At 67.1% G+C, this 16,673-nt stretch carries 15 protein-coding genes and 1 riboswitch; of the genes, 6 read left to right on the top strand and 9 right to left on the bottom strand.

Annotation, left to right across the window (positions count from 1 at the left end; genetic code table 11):
- Window positions 1–41: 41 nt before the first annotated feature.
- Window positions 42–1,325, top strand: a complete 1,284-nt coding sequence (locus tag MJ122_RS19785) for an acyl-CoA dehydrogenase family protein (RefSeq protein ID WP_239745783.1) — start codon at window positions 42–44, stop codon at window positions 1,323–1,325.
- Window positions 1,326–1,335: 10 nt separating this feature from the next.
- Window positions 1,336–2,541: an acyl-CoA dehydrogenase family protein gene (locus tag MJ122_RS19780; protein WP_239745782.1), complete on the top strand. Its 1,206-nt coding sequence runs from the start codon at window positions 1,336–1,338 to the stop codon at window positions 2,539–2,541.
- A 121-nt stretch (window positions 2,542–2,662) separates the two neighbouring features.
- Here MJ122_RS19780 and MJ122_RS19775 read toward each other — a convergent pair whose 3' ends face one another.
- From MJ122_RS19775 to MJ122_RS19760, 4 genes are all read right to left on the bottom strand, one after another.
- Window positions 2,663–3,574 (bottom strand): metal ABC transporter ATPase, encoded by a 912-nt coding sequence (locus MJ122_RS19775; protein ID WP_239745781.1) that lies wholly within the window; start codon window positions 3,572–3,574, stop codon window positions 2,663–2,665.
- A gap of 334 nt (window positions 3,575–3,908) precedes the next feature.
- Window positions 3,909–4,712 (bottom strand): aldo/keto reductase, encoded by an 804-nt coding sequence (locus MJ122_RS19770; RefSeq protein ID WP_239745780.1) that lies wholly within the window; start codon window positions 4,710–4,712, stop codon window positions 3,909–3,911.
- Window positions 4,709–5,884, bottom strand: coding sequence for an FAD-dependent oxidoreductase (locus MJ122_RS19765; protein WP_239745779.1), 1,176 nt, complete (start codon window positions 5,882–5,884; stop codon window positions 4,709–4,711). Before MJ122_RS19765 ends, MJ122_RS19770 begins: the two co-directional genes overlap by 4 nt.
- Window positions 5,885–5,963: 79 nt before the next feature.
- On the bottom strand, window positions 5,964–6,296 hold the full coding sequence (locus MJ122_RS19760) for a multidrug efflux SMR transporter (RefSeq protein ID WP_088416146.1): 333 nt from the start codon (window positions 6,294–6,296) through the stop codon (window positions 5,964–5,966).
- Between the two features lie 129 nt (window positions 6,297–6,425).
- Here MJ122_RS19760 and MJ122_RS19755 point away from each other — a divergent pair, with 129 nt between their 5' ends.
- Window positions 6,426–7,310 carry a LysR family transcriptional regulator gene (locus MJ122_RS19755; protein ID WP_239745778.1) on the top strand — a complete coding sequence of 295 codons (885 nt, stop codon included), beginning with the start codon at window positions 6,426–6,428 and terminating at the stop codon, window positions 7,308–7,310.
- Window positions 7,311–7,454: 144 nt separating this feature from the next.
- On the top strand, window positions 7,455–8,726 hold the full coding sequence (waaA, locus tag MJ122_RS19750; RefSeq protein WP_239745777.1) for a lipid IV(A) 3-deoxy-D-manno-octulosonic acid transferase: 1,272 nt from the start codon (window positions 7,455–7,457) through the stop codon (window positions 8,724–8,726).
- Between the two features lie 148 nt (window positions 8,727–8,874).
- On the opposite strand, the gene MJ122_RS19745 is transcribed toward waaA, so the two are convergent.
- The 4 genes from MJ122_RS19745 to MJ122_RS19730 form a co-directional block, all read right to left on the bottom strand.
- Entirely contained in the window at window positions 8,875–9,468 is a 594-nt protein-coding gene (locus MJ122_RS19745; RefSeq protein ID WP_239745776.1) for a cupin domain-containing protein, read from the bottom strand.
- Between the two features lie 53 nt (window positions 9,469–9,521).
- Complete coding sequence (locus tag MJ122_RS19740) at window positions 9,522–9,974, bottom strand: hypothetical protein (protein ID WP_239745775.1); 453 nt, start codon at window positions 9,972–9,974, stop codon at window positions 9,522–9,524.
- Window positions 9,975–10,041: 67 nt separating this feature from the next.
- Window positions 10,042–11,991, bottom strand: coding sequence for an FAD-dependent oxidoreductase (locus tag MJ122_RS19735; protein ID WP_239745774.1), 1,950 nt, complete (start codon window positions 11,989–11,991; stop codon window positions 10,042–10,044).
- Between the two features lie 51 nt (window positions 11,992–12,042).
- Window positions 12,043–12,393, bottom strand: coding sequence for an AraC family ligand binding domain-containing protein (locus MJ122_RS19730; RefSeq protein WP_088416150.1), 351 nt, complete (start codon window positions 12,391–12,393; stop codon window positions 12,043–12,045).
- A 333-nt stretch (window positions 12,394–12,726) separates the two neighbouring features.
- On the opposite strand from MJ122_RS19730, the gene MJ122_RS19725 reads away from it, so the two are divergent.
- On the top strand, window positions 12,727–13,800 hold the full coding sequence (locus MJ122_RS19725; protein ID WP_088416151.1) for an ABC transporter substrate-binding protein: 1,074 nt from the start codon (window positions 12,727–12,729) through the stop codon (window positions 13,798–13,800).
- A gap of 66 nt (window positions 13,801–13,866) precedes the next feature.
- The gene (locus MJ122_RS19720) at window positions 13,867–14,655 is read left to right on the top strand and encodes a class II aldolase/adducin family protein (RefSeq protein ID WP_088416152.1); all 789 of its coding nucleotides are present in this window, start codon (window positions 13,867–13,869) and stop codon (window positions 14,653–14,655) included.
- Window positions 14,656–14,847: 192 nt separating this feature from the next.
- Here MJ122_RS19720 and MJ122_RS19715 read toward each other — a convergent pair whose 3' ends face one another.
- The gene (locus MJ122_RS19715; protein ID WP_088416153.1) at window positions 14,848–16,302 is read right to left on the bottom strand and encodes a TolC family outer membrane protein; all 1,455 of its coding nucleotides are present in this window, start codon (window positions 16,300–16,302) and stop codon (window positions 14,848–14,850) included.
- A 171-nt stretch (window positions 16,303–16,473) separates the two neighbouring features.
- Window positions 16,474–16,581: riboswitch (TPP riboswitch) on the top strand.
- Window positions 16,582–16,673 lie beyond the last annotated feature (92 nt).

Raw genomic sequence — 16,673 nt, 5'->3', positions numbered from 1 at the left:
GCGCATGATCGCGGCATCCACCCTCCGCGGAGCGAGATGCCATGACCACCGACGTGCAGGGCCGTGCCCTGGCCGTGTTGAATCGTGTCGCCCAGGCCGACTGGCCGGATCGACTCAAGCTGCGCAAGCCCTTCGAGCGCCTGCTCTACAGCGGCAGCCGCACCGGCTTCCGGCTGGCCAGCGAGCGCGCCGCCAAGCAACCCAAGACCCCGCGCAAGGCTGACCCGGACGGGTTGTTCGACCTGTCCCTGTCCGACGAGCAGCAGATGCTGGTGGAGATGCTCGAAGGCTTTGCCGCCGAAGTATTGCGCCCGGCTGCCCATGAGGCTGACGCCAAGGCCGGCCTGAGCCTGGAACTGCTGGCCCAGGCGCAGGAACTGGGCCTGACCCACTATGGCGTCAGCGAAGTGCACGGCGGCATGGCCGGTGAGCGCACCGTGGTGACCAACGCGTTGATCGCCGAATCCCTTGCCCGTGGCGACCTGAGCCTGGCCGCCGCGCTGCTGGTCCCGCTGTCGGCCGCCAATTGCATTCGCCGCTGGGGCTCGCCGGAGCAACAGGCACGCTGGTTGCCGGCTTTCGTCGCTGAAGAGGCCGCGCCGTTGATCGCCATTGCGGTCAACGAGCCGCAACTGTTGGCCGATCCGCTGCGGCTGTCCACCAAGGCGCGCAAGCGCGGTTCGAGCTACACGCTGTCCGGCGAGAAGTGCCTGGTCGTGCGCGGCGTGGATGCGCAGAAGTTGATCGTCGCGGCGGATGCCGGCGACGGCCCGGCGCTGTTCCTCGTCGATACCCGCGCCAAGGGCGTGGAAGTGCGCGCCGAACCAGCCATGGGCCTCAAGGCCACCGGCACCGCACGGGTGCGCTTCAAGGGCGTGAAGGTTCCGGCCGGGCAGCGGCTGGCGGCGGAGCGCTTCGACTACCAGGCCTTCCTCGATCACACCGCGCTGGCCTGGTGTGCGCTGGCCGTCGGCACGGGGCAGGCAGCACTCGATTACGTGATCACCTACTGCAACGAGCGCGAGGCCTTCGGTGAGCCGATCAGCCATCGCCAGGGCGTGGCCTTCATGGTCGCGGACATCGCCGTCGAGCTGGACGCCATGCGCCTGATGGTCTGGCGCGCCTGCGCGCTGGCCGAACGCGGGCAGGCGTTCCACCGCGAGGCCTACCTGGCGAAGCTGCTCTGCGCCGAGAAGGCGATGAAGATCGGCACCGACGCGGTGCAACTGCTCGGCGGCCATGGTTTCACCCAGGAACACCCGGCCGAGCGCTGGTACCGCGACCTGCGCGCCGTCAGCCTGATGGCTGGCGGACTGCACCTGTAAGGAGCCTTGCATGTACCTCGAGACGCCAAAGAAATTCCGTACCTTGCAGAACCAGGCCCGTCAGGTGGCGGAGAACTACCTGCGACCGATATCGCGCAAGTACGACAAGGCCGAGCACGCCTATCCCAAGGAACTGGACCTGCTGGCCGCGTTGCTGGACGGCATGAACGCCGGCTCGCCGGACGCCGTTGGCGCCACTTCAGCCAGCAAGCGCAAGGCCGGCGCGGAGGAGGGCGTGAAGAACGGCGGCAACCTCTCCGCCTGCCTGGGTGTGATGGAAATGTGCTGGGGCGACACCGGCCTGCTGCTGGCCATGCCGCGCCAGGGCCTGGGCAATGCGGCCATCGCCGCAGTGGCCAACGAGGAGCAGCTCAAGCGCTTCTCCGGCACCTGGGCGGCCATGGCCATCACCGAACCGGGCTGCGGCTCGGACTCGGCGGCGATCCGCACCACCGCTACCCGCGATGGCGATCACTATGTGCTCAACGGCGAGAAGATCTTCGTCACCTCCGGTGCCCGCGCCGACGCGGTGGTGGTCTGGGCGACCCTGGACAAGAGCCTGGGCCGCGCGGCGATCAAGTCTTTCGTGGTGGAGAAGGGCACGCCGGGCATGACTGTCACCCGCCTGGAAAAGAAGCTCGGCATCAAGGCGTCGGACACCGCGTCCATCAGCTTCACCGACTGCCGGGTGCCGGCTGGCAATCTGCTGGGCAATGCCGAGATCGACGTGCAGAAGGGCTTTGCCGGGGTGATGGAAACCTTCGACAACACCCGCCCGCTGGTGGCGGCCATGGCCATCGGCGTGGCCAAGGCCTCGTTGGATCGCACTCGCGAGCTGCTGAAGAAGGCGGGCTGCCGCTTCGATTATCGCCAGCCGCTGCTCAGCGCCAGCCACGCCCAAGCCACGCTGTACCGCCTGGAAGCCGAGTGGGAGGCCGCGCGCCTGCTGACCCTGAAAGCCGCCTGGATGGCAGACAACCGCCTGCCCAACTCCAAGGAGGCCTCCATCGCCAAGGCCAAGGCCGGGCGGGTGGCCAACGAGGTGACGCTCAAATGCGTCGAGCTGGCCGGCGCGCTGGGCTATGGGGAAGAGGAGTTGCTGGAGAAATGGGCGCGGGATTCGAAGATTCTCGACATCTTCGAAGGCACCCAGCAGATCCAGCTGCTGATCGTGGCGCGGCGGGTGCTGGGCAAGAGTTCCAGTCAGCTGAAGTAAGTGCGGGGCTCTTGTAGGAGCGAGCCTGCTCGCGAACAACGTCCCCGAGCACGATGGCGTTGGGCGGTTCGCGAGCAAGCTCGCTCCTACAGGTCAAGGCCGGCTGGGACAGATGACGGCCTCAGGCCGTGCGCCGCCCGCTGCCGGCAATGCCGGCGGCGGGCGGCCACTGCTCCATCCATTCGCGGAAGCGGATACGTTCCTCGCGCACGAGCCAGCCATCCTGCTCGGCGAAGCTCTCGGACAGCCACAGGCCACGGGTGCTGGCCTTGCACAGTTCGCCCTTGCTCAGGGTGAACAGCTGGCCGGTCGGCTGCCCATGCTCCAGCGGCAACAGGTAGATGTCCGGACGACGGCGGTCAAGCCGCGCCACCAGCGGGCCGCTCTCGAGTTTCTCGTCGACATGGAACAGGCTGACTTCGCGCGCGTCCTTGGGCAGCTCCATGCGCAGGTCATAGACCAGCTGCAGCGAGGCCGTCGGCAGGTGCACATAGGCCTGCGGACGCTCCAGCAGACGCAGCGCGCCCGCCTGAACCGGACGCGCGGCGCCGGACAGCGGCGTCAGCGAGAAGTGGCTGGTCTCGCGGTAACGCAGGATGCCCTCGTAGGGCGTCGGCAGCCAGGTATCACCGAAGCGCCCGCCGAGCCAGCCGTCGGCGGTTTCCACCAGGCATTCCTCGGCCACTTCCTGGATCGCGGTGAGCAGCGGCAGGTTCAGTTCGTGGGCCGGCACGTAGCCGGAAATCAGCTTGAGCACCGTGTCGCCACGGTCCAGGCGGCGCTGGCGCACCAGGATCCAGTGATCGCGCCCCTGATAGTTCAGGGTCAGTCGCACTGACACGCCGAGGTTGGCCAGTTCAGCGTCGAAGCGCTCGGTTTCGTTGATCTCGATAGGGCGGCGCTTTTCCAGGACCTGGGCGAAGTTCAGGGGCTTGCCGAGGGTCTGGTAGGCGAGACCTTCCGCGCTGGCTTGCACCAGCAGCGGCAGGGTCTTGAAGGCGGTCGGGTCCTTGCGGGCGAGCGTACGGGGCATAGGGGCTTCCTTCTGTCACAGGGCCTTGGTCGTACTGGGCACCGGGTTGCGCGGGAGCGTGCCGGGTCAGAAAGCGGCGCCGACGCGAACGCTGACCATCTGATGGAGACGGTCCGGCCGATCATTCATTACGGGGTCGCTACAACCTGAACAGCCTGACACCTCTCCTGGTGTCATCGAAAATCGAAAGGATTTCCGGGTTTTTCCCTGAAAGGCTGGGCGATTCCGAGGCTTTTGCGTGGGAATCGCCGGCTGGCGACAGTTTCTGTGCCACCGGTTTTCGCCGGTGGAGTTGGAGCATGGCACAGGAATACGTAATCCACATGACCGTCGATCAGCGGTCGAGGACCTCCGCCGCGATCGCCACGTTATGGGCCAGGTGCAGCGGATTGATGGTGCCCACGATGGCGCTGGCCACACCCGGATGGCCAAGCACCAGCTCGAAGCTGGCGCGCACCGGGTCGACGCCGGGGGCGAGGGTGGCGTGGCCGCTGGCCAGGGCCTTCTTGATCAGGATGCCGCGGCCATGGGCCTGGGCATGGTCGATCACCGGTTTTTCCGCCTGCTCGTTGAGGTTGTAGGTCACCATGGCGCAATCGCCGCGCTCCAGCGCGAGAAGCCCGCCATCGGCGGTCTTGCCGGAGAAGCCGAAGCCACGGATCAGCCCTTCCTTCTTCAGCTGTTCCAGGGTCGCGTAGACCTCGGTGCCGCGCAGGATGTCCAGGTCATTGCCATCGGAATGCACCAGCACCAGGTCGATGTAATCGGTCTCCAGGCGCTGCAGGCTGCGCTCCACCGAGCGACGCGTGTGGGCGGCGCTGAAATCGAACTGCGACTGGCCGCCGACGAACTCCTCGCCGGTCTTGCTGACGATCACCCACGCATCGCGCTGGCCGCGCAGCAGCGGGCCGAGACGTTCCTCGCTGCGGCCATAGGCCGGCGCGGTGTCGATCAGGTTGATGCCCAGGTCGCGGGCCAGTGCGATCAGGTCGGCGGCCTCGCGGTCATCGGGGATGCGGAAGCCCTCGGGGTACTTCACGCCCTGGTCGCGGCCAAGCTTCACGGTGCCCAGGCCCAGCGGCGAGACGTTCAGGCCGGTGCTGCCCAGCGGGCGATGCAGGTGATGCAGGGTCCTCATCCGAGCAGTTCCTCCCACACCGGGCGGGCCAGGGCCGGGCGCGGCAGGGCGGGCAAGGCAGCGCTCGCCTGCGGACGGATGCCGCTCTTCTCCAGGGACTCCAGCACGCGGTCGGCGAAGTTTGGCGCCAGGGCCAGCTTGGTCGGCCAGCCGACCAGCAGCGCGCCGTCCTCGGCCAGGAAGGCGCTGTCCGGACGCAACAGGTTGTTCTGCGAGGGCTCGGCACGGTCCACGCGCAGAGTGGCCCAGCGCGCGGCGGAAAGGTCGATCCAGGGCACCAGCTTGTGCAGTTCGCGTTGCGCCTCGGTGATCTGCTCGGCCTCATTGCGCGCCACGCCGCCGGCTTCGGCGATATCGCCGCCCAGGTACCAGACCCAGTCGCCATTGCTCAGCGGGTGGGTGGTGACGGTGACGCGGGGTTTCGGCCCGCCGCCCAGGCAGTGGGCGTACAGCGGTTTCAGGGTCGGCGCGGTGACCAGCACCATGTGCAGCGGACGGCGCTGCATCTCCGGGCGCTCCAGGCCCAGCTCGCGCAGCAGCGCCTCGTTGCCGGCGCCGGCACTGAGCACCACGCGTTGGGCTCGGATCTCGCGGCCATCCACGCGCAGCCCGGCGAGCTTGTCGCCGTCGCGCAGCGCTTCGATGCGTTCGCCGGCCAGCAGGCTGTCACCGGCCAGCTCGGCCAGGCGGGCGATCAGGCTGGGCACGTCCAGCACCAGTTCGGTGAGGCGGTAGGCCTTGCCCTTGAAGGCCTTGTCCTGCAGGGCCGGTGGCAGGTCGCTGCCTTTCACCTGGGCGACGCGGCTGCGCACCGCCTTGCTGGCGAAGAAGCTGGTGAGGTTGCCGGCCAGGCCGCCGGGGGACCACAGGTAATGGGCGTCGGAGAGTACCCGCACGCCGCGCAGGTCCACTTCGCCGGTGCCGGCCAGGCAGTCGCGCCATAGCGCGGGCATGTCGGCGATGGCTTCGGAGGCGCCGGTCAGCGCGCCGTGCAGGGCGTACTTGGTGCCGCCATGGATGATCCCCTGCGAGCGCATGCTCTGTACGCCGCCCAGCGCGGTGTTTTCCACCAGCACGGTGGAAAAGCCGGCGCGCCGCAGGCGGGCATTGAGCCAGAGACCGGCGATGCCGCCGCCGACGATGAGGATGTCGGTGCTCAGGGATTCGGACATGAAAGCGCCTCGAAGGGGAAAACAAGGCGCGCAGTATAACCCGTTGGCGCGCGGCGGCAGGCCGCGCGCCGTTGCCTCGTCAGTGGCCGGCGTTACCGGAGAACAACTGGATCACCACGACCCCGCTGACGATCAGGCCCATGCCCAGCAGCGCGGCGGTGTCGAGTTTCTGTTGGTAGAGCACCAGCGCCGCGATGCTGACCAGCACGATGCCCAGGCCGGCCCAGATGGCGTAGGCGATGCCCACGGGAATGCTGCGCACCACCAGGGTGAGCATCCAGAAGGAAATGGCGTAGCCGACGATCACCAGCATCAGCGGCAGGGGAGTCGACAGGCCCTTCACCGACTTGAGCGAAGCGGTGGCGATGACTTCGGCGACGATGGCGATGGCGAGGTAGAGATAGCCGGGCATGGTGGGTGCTCCCCGGAACGACACGCCGCTCGGTATGAGCGACACGCAGCTGACGTTCGATTCTGGCGCCCATTCTAGTCCCGGTGGTGATGGGATAAAGTCATTACCTATCTGCTATGGAGATAGGTTATGCAATGGAACCTGGACCAGTTGCGCCTGTTCGTCAGCGTCGCCGATCAGTCGTCTTTTTCCGCCGCCGCGCGGCAGCTCAAGCGCGTGCAGTCTGCGGTGAGTTCGTCCATCGCACTGCTGGAGAGCGACCTGGGCGTGATCCTGTTCGAGCGCAGCAGCGGCCGCCAGCCGGTGCTGACCGGCGAGGGCAGGGCGCTGTTGGATGAAGCCCGCGAAGTGCTGCGCCAGTGCGAGCGCCTGGAAAGCCGCGCGCTGTCCCTGGTGCGCGGCACCGAGCCTTTGTTGCGACTGGCGCAGGACGAGGCGATGCCTTACCAGCCTGTACTCTCCGGGCTGCAGGCGTTGGCGCAGGAGTTTCCCACGGTAGAAGTGCAGCTTTCCAGCAGTGCCCAGGGCGACGTGGCGCGCAAGCTGCTGGAGCGCCGCGCCGACCTCGGGCTGCTGTTCCACCATGAGGGCATGCCGGCAGCGCTGGAGCGGCAGCGCCTGGGCACCATCGAGATGGTCACCGTTTGCGGCGCCGGCCACGAGTTGGCCAGACTCGATTACGCGGACCGCCGCGAGCTGGCCAGGCACCGTCAGTTGCTGATGGCGCCGCAGGACAGCCACTACCCCGGCGGCGAGCAGATCAGCCCGCTGGTTTGGCGCGCCGACAGTTTCTACGCCATGGCCGAACTGCTGATGCGCGACCTCGGCTGGGCTTGGCTGCCGACCCACGTGGCGCAGTACCCGGCTTACCAGCCGCTGCTGGTGGAGCTGGCCAGCGACTGGACCCCGCCGCCGCTGGTGGTGGAGCTGGTGTGGCGCCGCGACGAGCCGCTGGGGCCGGCGGCCAACTGGTTGGGCGAGTGCTTCGCCGAGCATCTCGCTTCGCCGGTCTGAAGCTTTTCGTAGGAGCGGACTCCGTCCGCGATGATTTCCCCAGGCGTGGGTGGCCGATCGCGGACGTAGTCCGCTCCTACGCGTCTCCCACCTAATGCGCCAATTGCAGCGGGCCGTGCGGGTAATTTGCTACTCTCCGCCGCCATGAACCGGACCCTCTATACCCTGCTGTTCCACCTGGGCCTGCCGCTGGTTGCGCTGCGCCTGTTCCTGCGTTCGCGCAAGGCGCCGGCCTATGCCCGGCGCGTCGGCGAGCGCTTCGCCCTCGGCCTGCCGGCGCTCAAGCCCGGCGGCATCTGGGTGCATGCGGTGTCGGTGGGCGAAAGCATCGCCGCTGCGCCGATGATCCGCGCGCTGATGCAGCGCCATCCCGGCCTGCCGATCACTGTCACCTGCATGACGCCCACAGGCTCCGAGCGTATCCGCGCGATGTTCGGCGACCAGGTGCAGCACTGCTACCTGCCCTATGACCTGCCCTGGGCGGCGTCGCGCTTTCTCGACCGCGCGCGGCCGGTGCTGGGCGTGATCATGGAGACCGAGCTGTGGCCGAACCACATCCACCAGTGTGCCAAGCGCGGCATCCCGGTGGCGCTGGCCAATGCGCGGCTGTCCGAGCGCTCGGCGCGCGGTTATGCGCGCTTTGCCGGGCTGACCCGGCCGATGCTGGAAGAGATGAGCTGGATCGCCGTACAGACCGAGGCCGAGGCCGAGCGCTTCCGCCAGCTCGGCGCGCACCCGGACTGCGTGAGCGTCACCGGCTCGATCAAGTTCGACCTGACCATCGACCCTGAACTGCTGGCGCGCGCCGATGAGCTGCGCGCCCAGTGGCAGGCGCAGCAGCGTCCGGTGTGGATCGCCGCCAGCACCCACGCCGGGGAGGACGAAATCATCCTCGCCGCCCACCGCCAATTGCTGGAGAAACACCCGCAGGCGCTGCTGATCCTGGTGCCGCGCCACCCGGAGCGCTTCAGCCCGATGTTCGAGCTGTGCACCCGCGAGGGTTTCCGCACCCGGCGCCGCTCCAGCGGTGAGCAGGTCACGGCTGATACCCAGGTGCTGCTGGGCGACACCATGGGCGAACTGCTGTTCCTCTATGCGCTGGCCGATGTCGCCTTCGTCGGCGGCAGCCTGGTGCCCAATGGCGGGCACAACCTGCTGGAACCGGCGGCGCTGGGCAAGCCGGTGCTGTCCGGCCCACACCTGTTCAACTTCCTGGAAATCGCCGCGCAACTGCGCGAGGTCGGTGCGCTGCGCGAAGTGGCCGATGCGCCTTCGGTGGCGGTTGCCGTGGCGGCGTTGTGGGACGAGCCTGCGGCTGCCAATCGCATGGCGGAGGCCGGGTTGGGCGTGATGAAGGCCAACCAGGGTGCGCTGGAAAGGCTGCTCAATGGGCTGGGACGGTTGATCGTGGATTGATTGGGGAGCGGCGTGACGGTTTGCCCTCTCCCAGAGCTTCCCGGTGCCCTGGCTGCAGGAGCGAGCTTGCTCGCGAACCTGCTTGGCACCCGAGCCGCCGGGGGAGCGTTCGCGAGCAAGCTCGCTCCTACAAAAAGCCCGTAGCACCTCAGAACGTCGGCGGCGTAATCACCCAGAGCACCACGGCATCCACCTCTCCGGGGTTGCCGTAGCGGTGCGGCTCCTGGCTGGAGTAGCTGAAGCTGTCACCTTCATTGAGCAGGAAATAGCGCTCGCCCACCCACAGCTCGAACGTGCCGCTGAGCAGGTAGCCGGCTTCCTCGCCATCGTGGCTGTAGCTTTGTTGACTGTAGGTGCCCGGCGGGAAGCGCGAGTGGAGGATTTCCAGCTGGCGGCTGGGCTGCGGACTGAGCAGTTCGTCGACGATGCCGTCTTCGTAATGCACGCTGGTACGGGCGTTGCGCCGCACCACGTAGCCAGCGTCCGCCGGGTCGACCTGCACTTCGCTGGCGAAGAACCACTGGATGGTCACGCCCAGGCTGCGGGCGATGTTGAACAGCGCCGGGATCGACGGGTAGGCCAGGTTGCGTTCCAGCTGGCTGATGTAGCCAGCGGTCAGCCCACTCTGCTCGGCCAGCTCCGCCAGGGTCATGCCGCGCCGCTTGCGCAGGCCGCGGATGCGGGTGCCGAGGAACTGCGCTTCGGCGTTGGCGGGGGCTTCCTGCGGGGCTTTGCGGCTCATGCGAAGGGGTCCTGGCGAGTGGCGTCGTGGGGCATTTTAAACAATGCGCCGATTCATCGTTGCGCGCAGTTCGGCTCAAGAGGCGCAAGGTAGTAGAGGATGTAGCCGGAGTAGTGCAGCGATCCTGCTTCGATCTCCTGGTTGATGCACTCCTTGAGGGCGTCTTCGTCGGCAAAGCCATAGTCGGGTAGCCGAGCCTCCGCGAAGCCGGCCAGACGCCAGACATCGAACCCGTCGATTTCACCCTTGGCGCCAAAATCGAAGTCCACAGTTCCCTCGGGCAGGTGCACGGCGCAGCCGTAGCCGTGCTTGAAGTAGCGCACACCTTCATTGAGTGTTCCCCGGTGGGGAATGTCGCGGAATGCCCATTCGTGATTACTGGCGGGGCGATTGATGGCCGAATGTTCGAGCAACGCCACTGCCTGGCGTACGGCGCGCTGGTAGTCGGCGATCAGTCTGGCGAGACCTGGATTCATGGCTTCAACGATTGGCTGCAAAGCAGCCATTCTAGAGCGCAATCCTGGTTGGTGGGTGCCGGGGACGGATTGATCCTTCCCCAGCGTTCAAGCTGGCTCAGATCGCCCAACCCGCCTTGAGCCCTTCGTAGATCGCTTCCTCCGCCGTGCGCGGCGCCAGGCAATCGCCGATGCGGCGGACCTCGGCGAGGTCGGTGATCTCGTCGGCCAGCTCGTCCACGGGTTGGTGGCCCTGGCAGAGCACCAGGGTGTCGATGTTTTCCACCAGCATCGGCTCGCCGCTGGCGGTGTGTTGCAGGTAGACGGTGCTGTCATCGACGCCGTACAGGCGGGCGTAGGGGGTAATGGTGATGCCCAGGCGGTGCAGTTCGCCGGCCATGTGATCGCGCACGTAGAGCGGCAGGCTTTCGCCGGCGTGGGTGCCGTTCACCGCCAGGTGCACCTGGTGGCCGTCGCGCACCAGGCGCTCGGCGATGCCGGGGGCGATCCAGTCGGCGCGCCAGTCGGTGACCAGCACCGAGCGACCCAGCTGCACTTCGCCGCGCAGCACCTGCCAGGCGTCCACCACCTGCAGTTCGCCGGTTTCCTCGTAAGGCGGGCGGTAGGGCGTGGCGCCGGTGGCGACGATCACCACGTCGGGGCGCTCCTGCTCGACCAGCGCGCGGTCGACGCGGGTGTTGCGGCGCACTTCGACGCCGGCCAGCTGCATCTCGCGCTGCAGGTTGGTGGAAGCGCCACCGAACTCGGCGCGGCGCGGCAGCAGCTGGGCGAGGTTGACCTGTCCACCGAGCTGGCCACTGGCTTCGCAGAGGGTGACCTCATGACCGCGCTGCGCCGCGACGGCGGCAGCCTTCATGCCGGCCGGCCCGCCGCCGACCACCAGCACGCGCTTGCGCTGGATGGCCATCTGGCGTTCGGCGTAGATCAGCTCGCGGCCGGTTTCCGGGTGCTGGATGCAGGAGATCGGGTAGCCGCGGTGGAAGTGGCCGATGCACGCCTGGTTGCAGGCGATGCAGGCGCGCACGTCCTCGACGTGGCCACTTTCGGTTTTGCTCGGCATCTGCGGGTCGCAGATCAGCGCGCGGGTCATGCCGCAGACATCGGCCTGGCCGCGGGCGACGATCAGCTCGGCTTCCTGCGGCTGGTTGATGCGTCCGGTGACGAACAGCGGGATCTCCAGGTTGCGCTTGAAGGTGCCGGCTTCATTGGCCAGGTAGGCCGCCTCGATGGCCATCGGCGGGACGATGTGGATGGCGCCGCCCAGCGATGCCGAGGTGCCGGCGACGATGTGCACGTAGTCCAGCTGGTTCTGCAGGGATTTCACCGCCTGCAGCGACTCGTCTTCGGTCAGGCCTTCCGGGTCGCGCTCGTCGGCGGAGATGCGCAGGCCGACGATGAAGTCTTCGTCGGTGGCGGCGCGCACGGCGGCGATCACTTCTCGGGTGAAGCGCAGGCGGGCGTCGAGGTCGCCGTTGTAGCCGTCGCTGCGGCGGTTCACGCGCGGGTTGAGGAACTGTGCCGGCAGGTAGCCGTGGCTGGCGACCACTTCCACGCCGTCGATGCCGGCGGCGTGCAGGCGGCGCGCGGCGTCGGCATAACCCTGGACGATCTCGTCGATCATCGCCTGGCTCAGCTCGCGCGGCATCACCCGGAAACGCTCGTTGGGCGAGGCGGACGGCGCGTAGGCCACGGCCAGCAGGCCGTCGCTGGATTCCATGATCTCCCGGCCGGGGTGGAACACCTGGGACAGCACCACGGTGCCCTCGGCGTGGCAGGCTTCGGCGATGCGCCGGTAGCCGGGGATGCACTCGTCATCGGTGGCCATCAGTACGTGGGAGGTGTAGCGGGCGCTGTCATGCACGCCGGCGACCTGCAGGACGATCAGGCCGACTCCGCCCTTGGCGCGGGCGCTGTGGTAGGCCACCAGCTGGTCGTTGACCAGGTTGTCGGTGGGCATCGAAGTGTCGTGCCCGGTGGACATGATGCGGTTCTTCAGCACTTTGCCGCGAATGTGCAGCGGGCTGAACAGGTGGGGAAACTGGCTCATCGGGCAACTCCGGATTCTTGTTGTGGTGCAGCGGGCGGCCGGGGCGCAGACTCAGGCGTTGCGCGCCTGCCAGTCCACCGGGTAGAGGGCGTAGAACACGCAGGCTTTCTCACCCTCGTAGGCCAGCGGCGTGCGTTCGGGCACCCAGATCACGTCGCCCGGCCTGGCGTCGATCACCTGGTCGGCCAGGCGCAGGCGGAAGTTTCCTTCCAGTACCACGATCAGTTCGTCGTAGAGCACGGTCCACTCGATGGAGACCCCGTCGAAGCGGGCGAGGCCCGCCCCCATGGTCTCGCTGTCCGCCGGGCCGATCAGCCGGCAGATGGCGGCGCTTTCGATGTCCTGGCCAGCGTAGGGCTGGAACTGCAGGGCGGATTGCTGGAAATGGCGGACCTGGGACACGGCGGCTTCTCCTGAGTCGGAAAGTGCTCTTAAGTTACGCCTATGGAAATTTACCAAAAGTAAAAAATCAACTTGTTTTTTTAAAAGTGACTGAGTAGTTTCAATCCCGCTCCGGACGATTCCGGGGTCACCGCGACGTGCTCCACAACAACTACAAGAGGAGAGGCGCATGAACCGTTCCGTACGGTCCCCCCTCGCATGGCGGGCTCACCCGCCGGCAATCGATATTTCTCTGCCCTGCCTTTCCTGCAACGTTGTTTCGGCGCGCCCGTCCAGCGTGTGCGCGGCCATCCCGGCTGCGCCCATGGCCACCTATGACTGGGGGTATGCTCGATGACTTTTCACCGCAACACCTGCCACAAACGCTCCTTCTTCAGGACCGCCGTCTCGCCGCTGCTGCTCGCCCTCGGGCTGAGCTGCGGCGCCGCCCAGGCTGCCGAGAACATGGTGGTGGTCGGCTACGGCGGCGCCGGCCAGAAGGCGCAGGATGCGGCCTTTTTCCAGCCGTTCAGCCAGCAGTCCGGGGTCGGCGTGACCCAGAGCGAATACAACGGCGAAATGGCCCGCATCAAGGTGATGGCCGACACCGGCCATGCCGACTGGGACGTGGTGCAGATCGAGGGCCCGGATCTGGCCCGTGGCTGCGACGAAGGCCTGTTCGTGCCGCTGGATTGGCAGCAGATCGGCGGCAAGGACCAGCTGATCGCCAATGCCGCCAAGGACTGCGGCTCGGCCGCCCTGGTGTGGGGCGTGGCCATCGCCTATGACGCCGACAAGCTCAAGCCGGCGCCGCAGTCCTGGGCGGATTTCTGGGACGTACAGAAATTCCCCGGCAAGCGCGGGCTGCGCAAGCGCGCCATCTACAACCTCGAGTTTGCCCTGATGGCCGACGGCGTGAAGCCCGCCGATGTCTACAAGGAACTGGGCACCCAGGCCGGCGTCGACCGCGCCTTCGCCAAGCTCAACCAGATCAAGCCCTACGTGCAGTGGTGGGAAGCCGGCGCACAACCGGCGCAGTGGCTGGCTGCCGGTGACGTGGTGATGACCACCACCTACACCGGACGTATCGCCGATGCCTACAAGGGCGGGCGCAACCTGCAACTGGTCTGGCCGGGCAGCCTGTATGGCATGGACTACTGGGCGATCATCAAGGGCTCGCAGCACGTCGATGCGGCGAAGCGCTTCATCGCCTTTGCCAACCAGCCCGATGCCCAGGTCGACTACGTGAAGCACATTGCGTATGGTCCGACCAACAAGCAGGCCGCCGAGCGCCTGCCGTCCGACCTGGCCGGCTGGGTGCCGACCTCCACGCAGAACCTGCCCCAGGGCTTGGCGATGGACGATGAGTTCTGGGTCGACCACGGCGAGGAGCTGGAAGAGCGCTTCAATGCCTGGGCGGCCCAATGACCAGAACCTGACCCTGACGCCGGGGCCTGTGCCTCGGCGTCTTCCAGCCTTGAGGAGAAGTGCACCATGACGTCGCTGCAGGCGCCCAGCCGCGCCACCTGTTCGCCCGAGGAATGGAAGCTGCGCGAGGAGCTGGCGGCCTGCTACCGCCTGATTGCGCACTACCGCATGACCGACCTGATCTTCACCCACATCTCGGTGCGCATCCCCGGTCCCGAGCACCACTTCCTGATCAATCCCTATGGCCTGATGTTCGACGAGATCACCGCCTCCAGCCTGGTGAAGATCGACCTCAGCGGCCGCGCCGTGGAGCCGTCGCCCTACAAGGTCAACCCGGCCGGCTTCGTGATCCACAGCGCCATCCACGGCGCCCGCGAAGACGCGCAGTGCGTACTGCACACCCATACCCGCGCCGGCTGCGCGGTGGCGGCGCAGGCCTGCGGGCTGCTGCCGCTGAACCAGATATCCCTGGAGTTCTACGGGCGCATCGGCTACCACGATTACGAAGGCATCGCCCTGTCGATGGACGAGCAGGAGCGCCTGGTACGCGACCTGGGCGACCACTTCGGCCTGATGCTGCGCAACCACGGCCTGCTGACGGTGGGGCAGACGGTGCAGCAGGCTTTCCTGCGCATGTACTACCTGGAGAAGGCCTGTGACATCCAGCTGGCGGCCCAGGCGGGCGGCGAGCTGGTGATCCCGCCGGAGGAGGTGTGCCGCCATACCGAGCAACAATTCAACGCCCCGGCGCGGCCGCTGGCGGAAGGCGAGTTGAGCGACCCGGATGGCTACGACCTGGCGTGGAGTGCGCTGCTGCGCATGCTGGACCGGGTATCGCCCGGTTACCGCGATTGACCATTCGGCGCTCCATTGGTCGGGGGGCGCACGGCTCGACCGATCGCGGACAGAGTCCGCTCCTACGCGCGGGATAAGGTTCGTGTAGGAGCGGACTCCGTCCGCGATCGGGTTCGCTTTACGCTGTGCTATCGGCGTGATGATCGGCCAAAGAAAAAGCCCCGCATCGCGGGGCTTTTTCATGGGGCCGGATCAGTACTGGGGCTTGGACTTGAGCTGCGCCTCGGCGGCCTTGGCCAGGTCCGGCGGCAGGAAGTCCTTGTCCGGGTTGTAGTCCGGCTTCAGGTAGGCGCCCAGTGCCTCCAGGTCGCTCGGCGCGAGGGTGCCGGCGGTCTGCTTGAGGCTCAGGTTGTCGAGGATGTAATCGTAGCGGGTGTTGTTGTAGTCGCGCACCGAGTTGTACAGCGAACGCTGGGCGTCCAGTACGTCGACGATGTTGCGGGTACCCACCTGGTAACCGATCTCGGTGGCTTCCAGCGAGCTCTGGTTGGAGATGATCGCCTGGCGACGCGCCTTCACCTGTTCGACGTCGGTGTTCACCGCGCGGTGCTGGTTGCGGGCGTCCTGCACCACCTGGCGGCGCTGGCTTTCGCGCAGCTGCTCGCTCTGGTTCAGGCGCTGGTAGGCCTCACGGACCTGGGAGCTGGTCAGGCCGCCGCTGTAGATCGGTACGTTCAGCTGCAGGCCGATGCTGGTCTGGTCGACGTACTTGCCGTAGTGCGGCTCGCCCGGCTGCCCGGTGTTGGCGAAGCCCAGGGCATCGTTGTCGCCCTTCTGGTACTGGGCCACGGCGTCCACGGTCGGCAGGTGGCCGGCCTTGCGCTGGCGCAGGGTCTCTTCGGCGGCGTCGACCGCGTAGTTGCTGGCCTGCAGGCGCAGGTTCTGCTGGACCGAGGTATCCACCCAGGCCTTGGCATCGTTGGGCACCGGCGCCACCACCGGCAGCGAGTGGAGGATGCCCTCGATGGAGCTGTACTCGCGGTTGGTCAGGGTCACCAGGGCCTGGAAGGCGTCATCCACCTGCTGCTCGGCCACCAGGCGGTTGGCCCGCGCGGTGTCGTAGCTGGCCTGGGATTCGAGCACGTCGGTCTTGTCGGAGAGGCCGACGTCGAAGCGTTCGTTGGACTGGTCGAGCTGGCGCTTGAACGCCGCTTCCTCGGCCTTGCTGGCGGCCAGGTTGTCCTGGGCGCGCAATACGCCGAAGTAGGTCTGGGCGGTCTGCAGGATCAGCTGCTGCTGGGTTGCGGAGAATTCCAGCTGGGCCTGTTCGGTGGTGTTTTCCGCGGCCTTGAGCTGGAACCAGCGGTCCGCGCGGAACAGCGGCTGGCTCAGGCTCGCCTGGACCAACTGGCTGTTGCGGTTCAGCGTTGCACTGGGCTCGTCCAGCGCGGTGCGGGTCTGCCCCGTGCTGGCGCCCGCATTGATCTGCGGCAGCAGGCCGGAACGTGCCTGGGGCACGGCTTCCTTGCGCGCCAGGAAGTCGGCCTGGGCGGCGGCGAGGTCGGCGTTGTTGTCGACGGCATCTTTATAGACGCTGATAAGGTCCGTCTTGGAGGGCAGCATTGGAGCGGCCGGAGCGGGCTGGGCAGCCCAGGCAAAGCCTGTCGTTGCGGCTACAGCGACAGCCAGAGAGAGTCTGCGCAGCATTCGTTCATCCTGGAAAGTGATGCGAGGTGGAGCAAGGCTACGGTTGCCGCCGATGGCGGTCAAGGCACGTTCGTACGAGCCTTCCGAGGCAGGAGTGTAGTTGTGTGTAGGCAATTGCGCGTTTCGGCCGGACGGCGTTGGCTAATCCGCGCGCACTTGATTAGACTGCGGTCGTTCTTGTCGGGGTGCCCCATTGCGAGGGGCTGAGATCGGATAGTTCCGGATCCCGTTGAACCTGATCGGGTTAGCACCCGCGTAGGGAACAAGAAGTACGCACCCCGCGGCGCATTCCGCCCCGGCCCCAGCCCATTCCGGGGTGCGTCCCTTCGCTGCGGCAAGCAGCTCCTTTCGCCCCAGGTTCTCCCCGGCAA

It is taken from the genome of Pseudomonas sp. DP-17 (assembly GCF_022380625.1).
Taxonomy (GTDB): Bacteria; Pseudomonadota; Gammaproteobacteria; order Pseudomonadales; family Pseudomonadaceae; genus Pseudomonas; species Pseudomonas nitroreducens_A.
The sequence above is the reverse complement of the archived record's forward strand: the minus strand, read 5'-3'. Positions and strand labels throughout refer to the sequence as shown.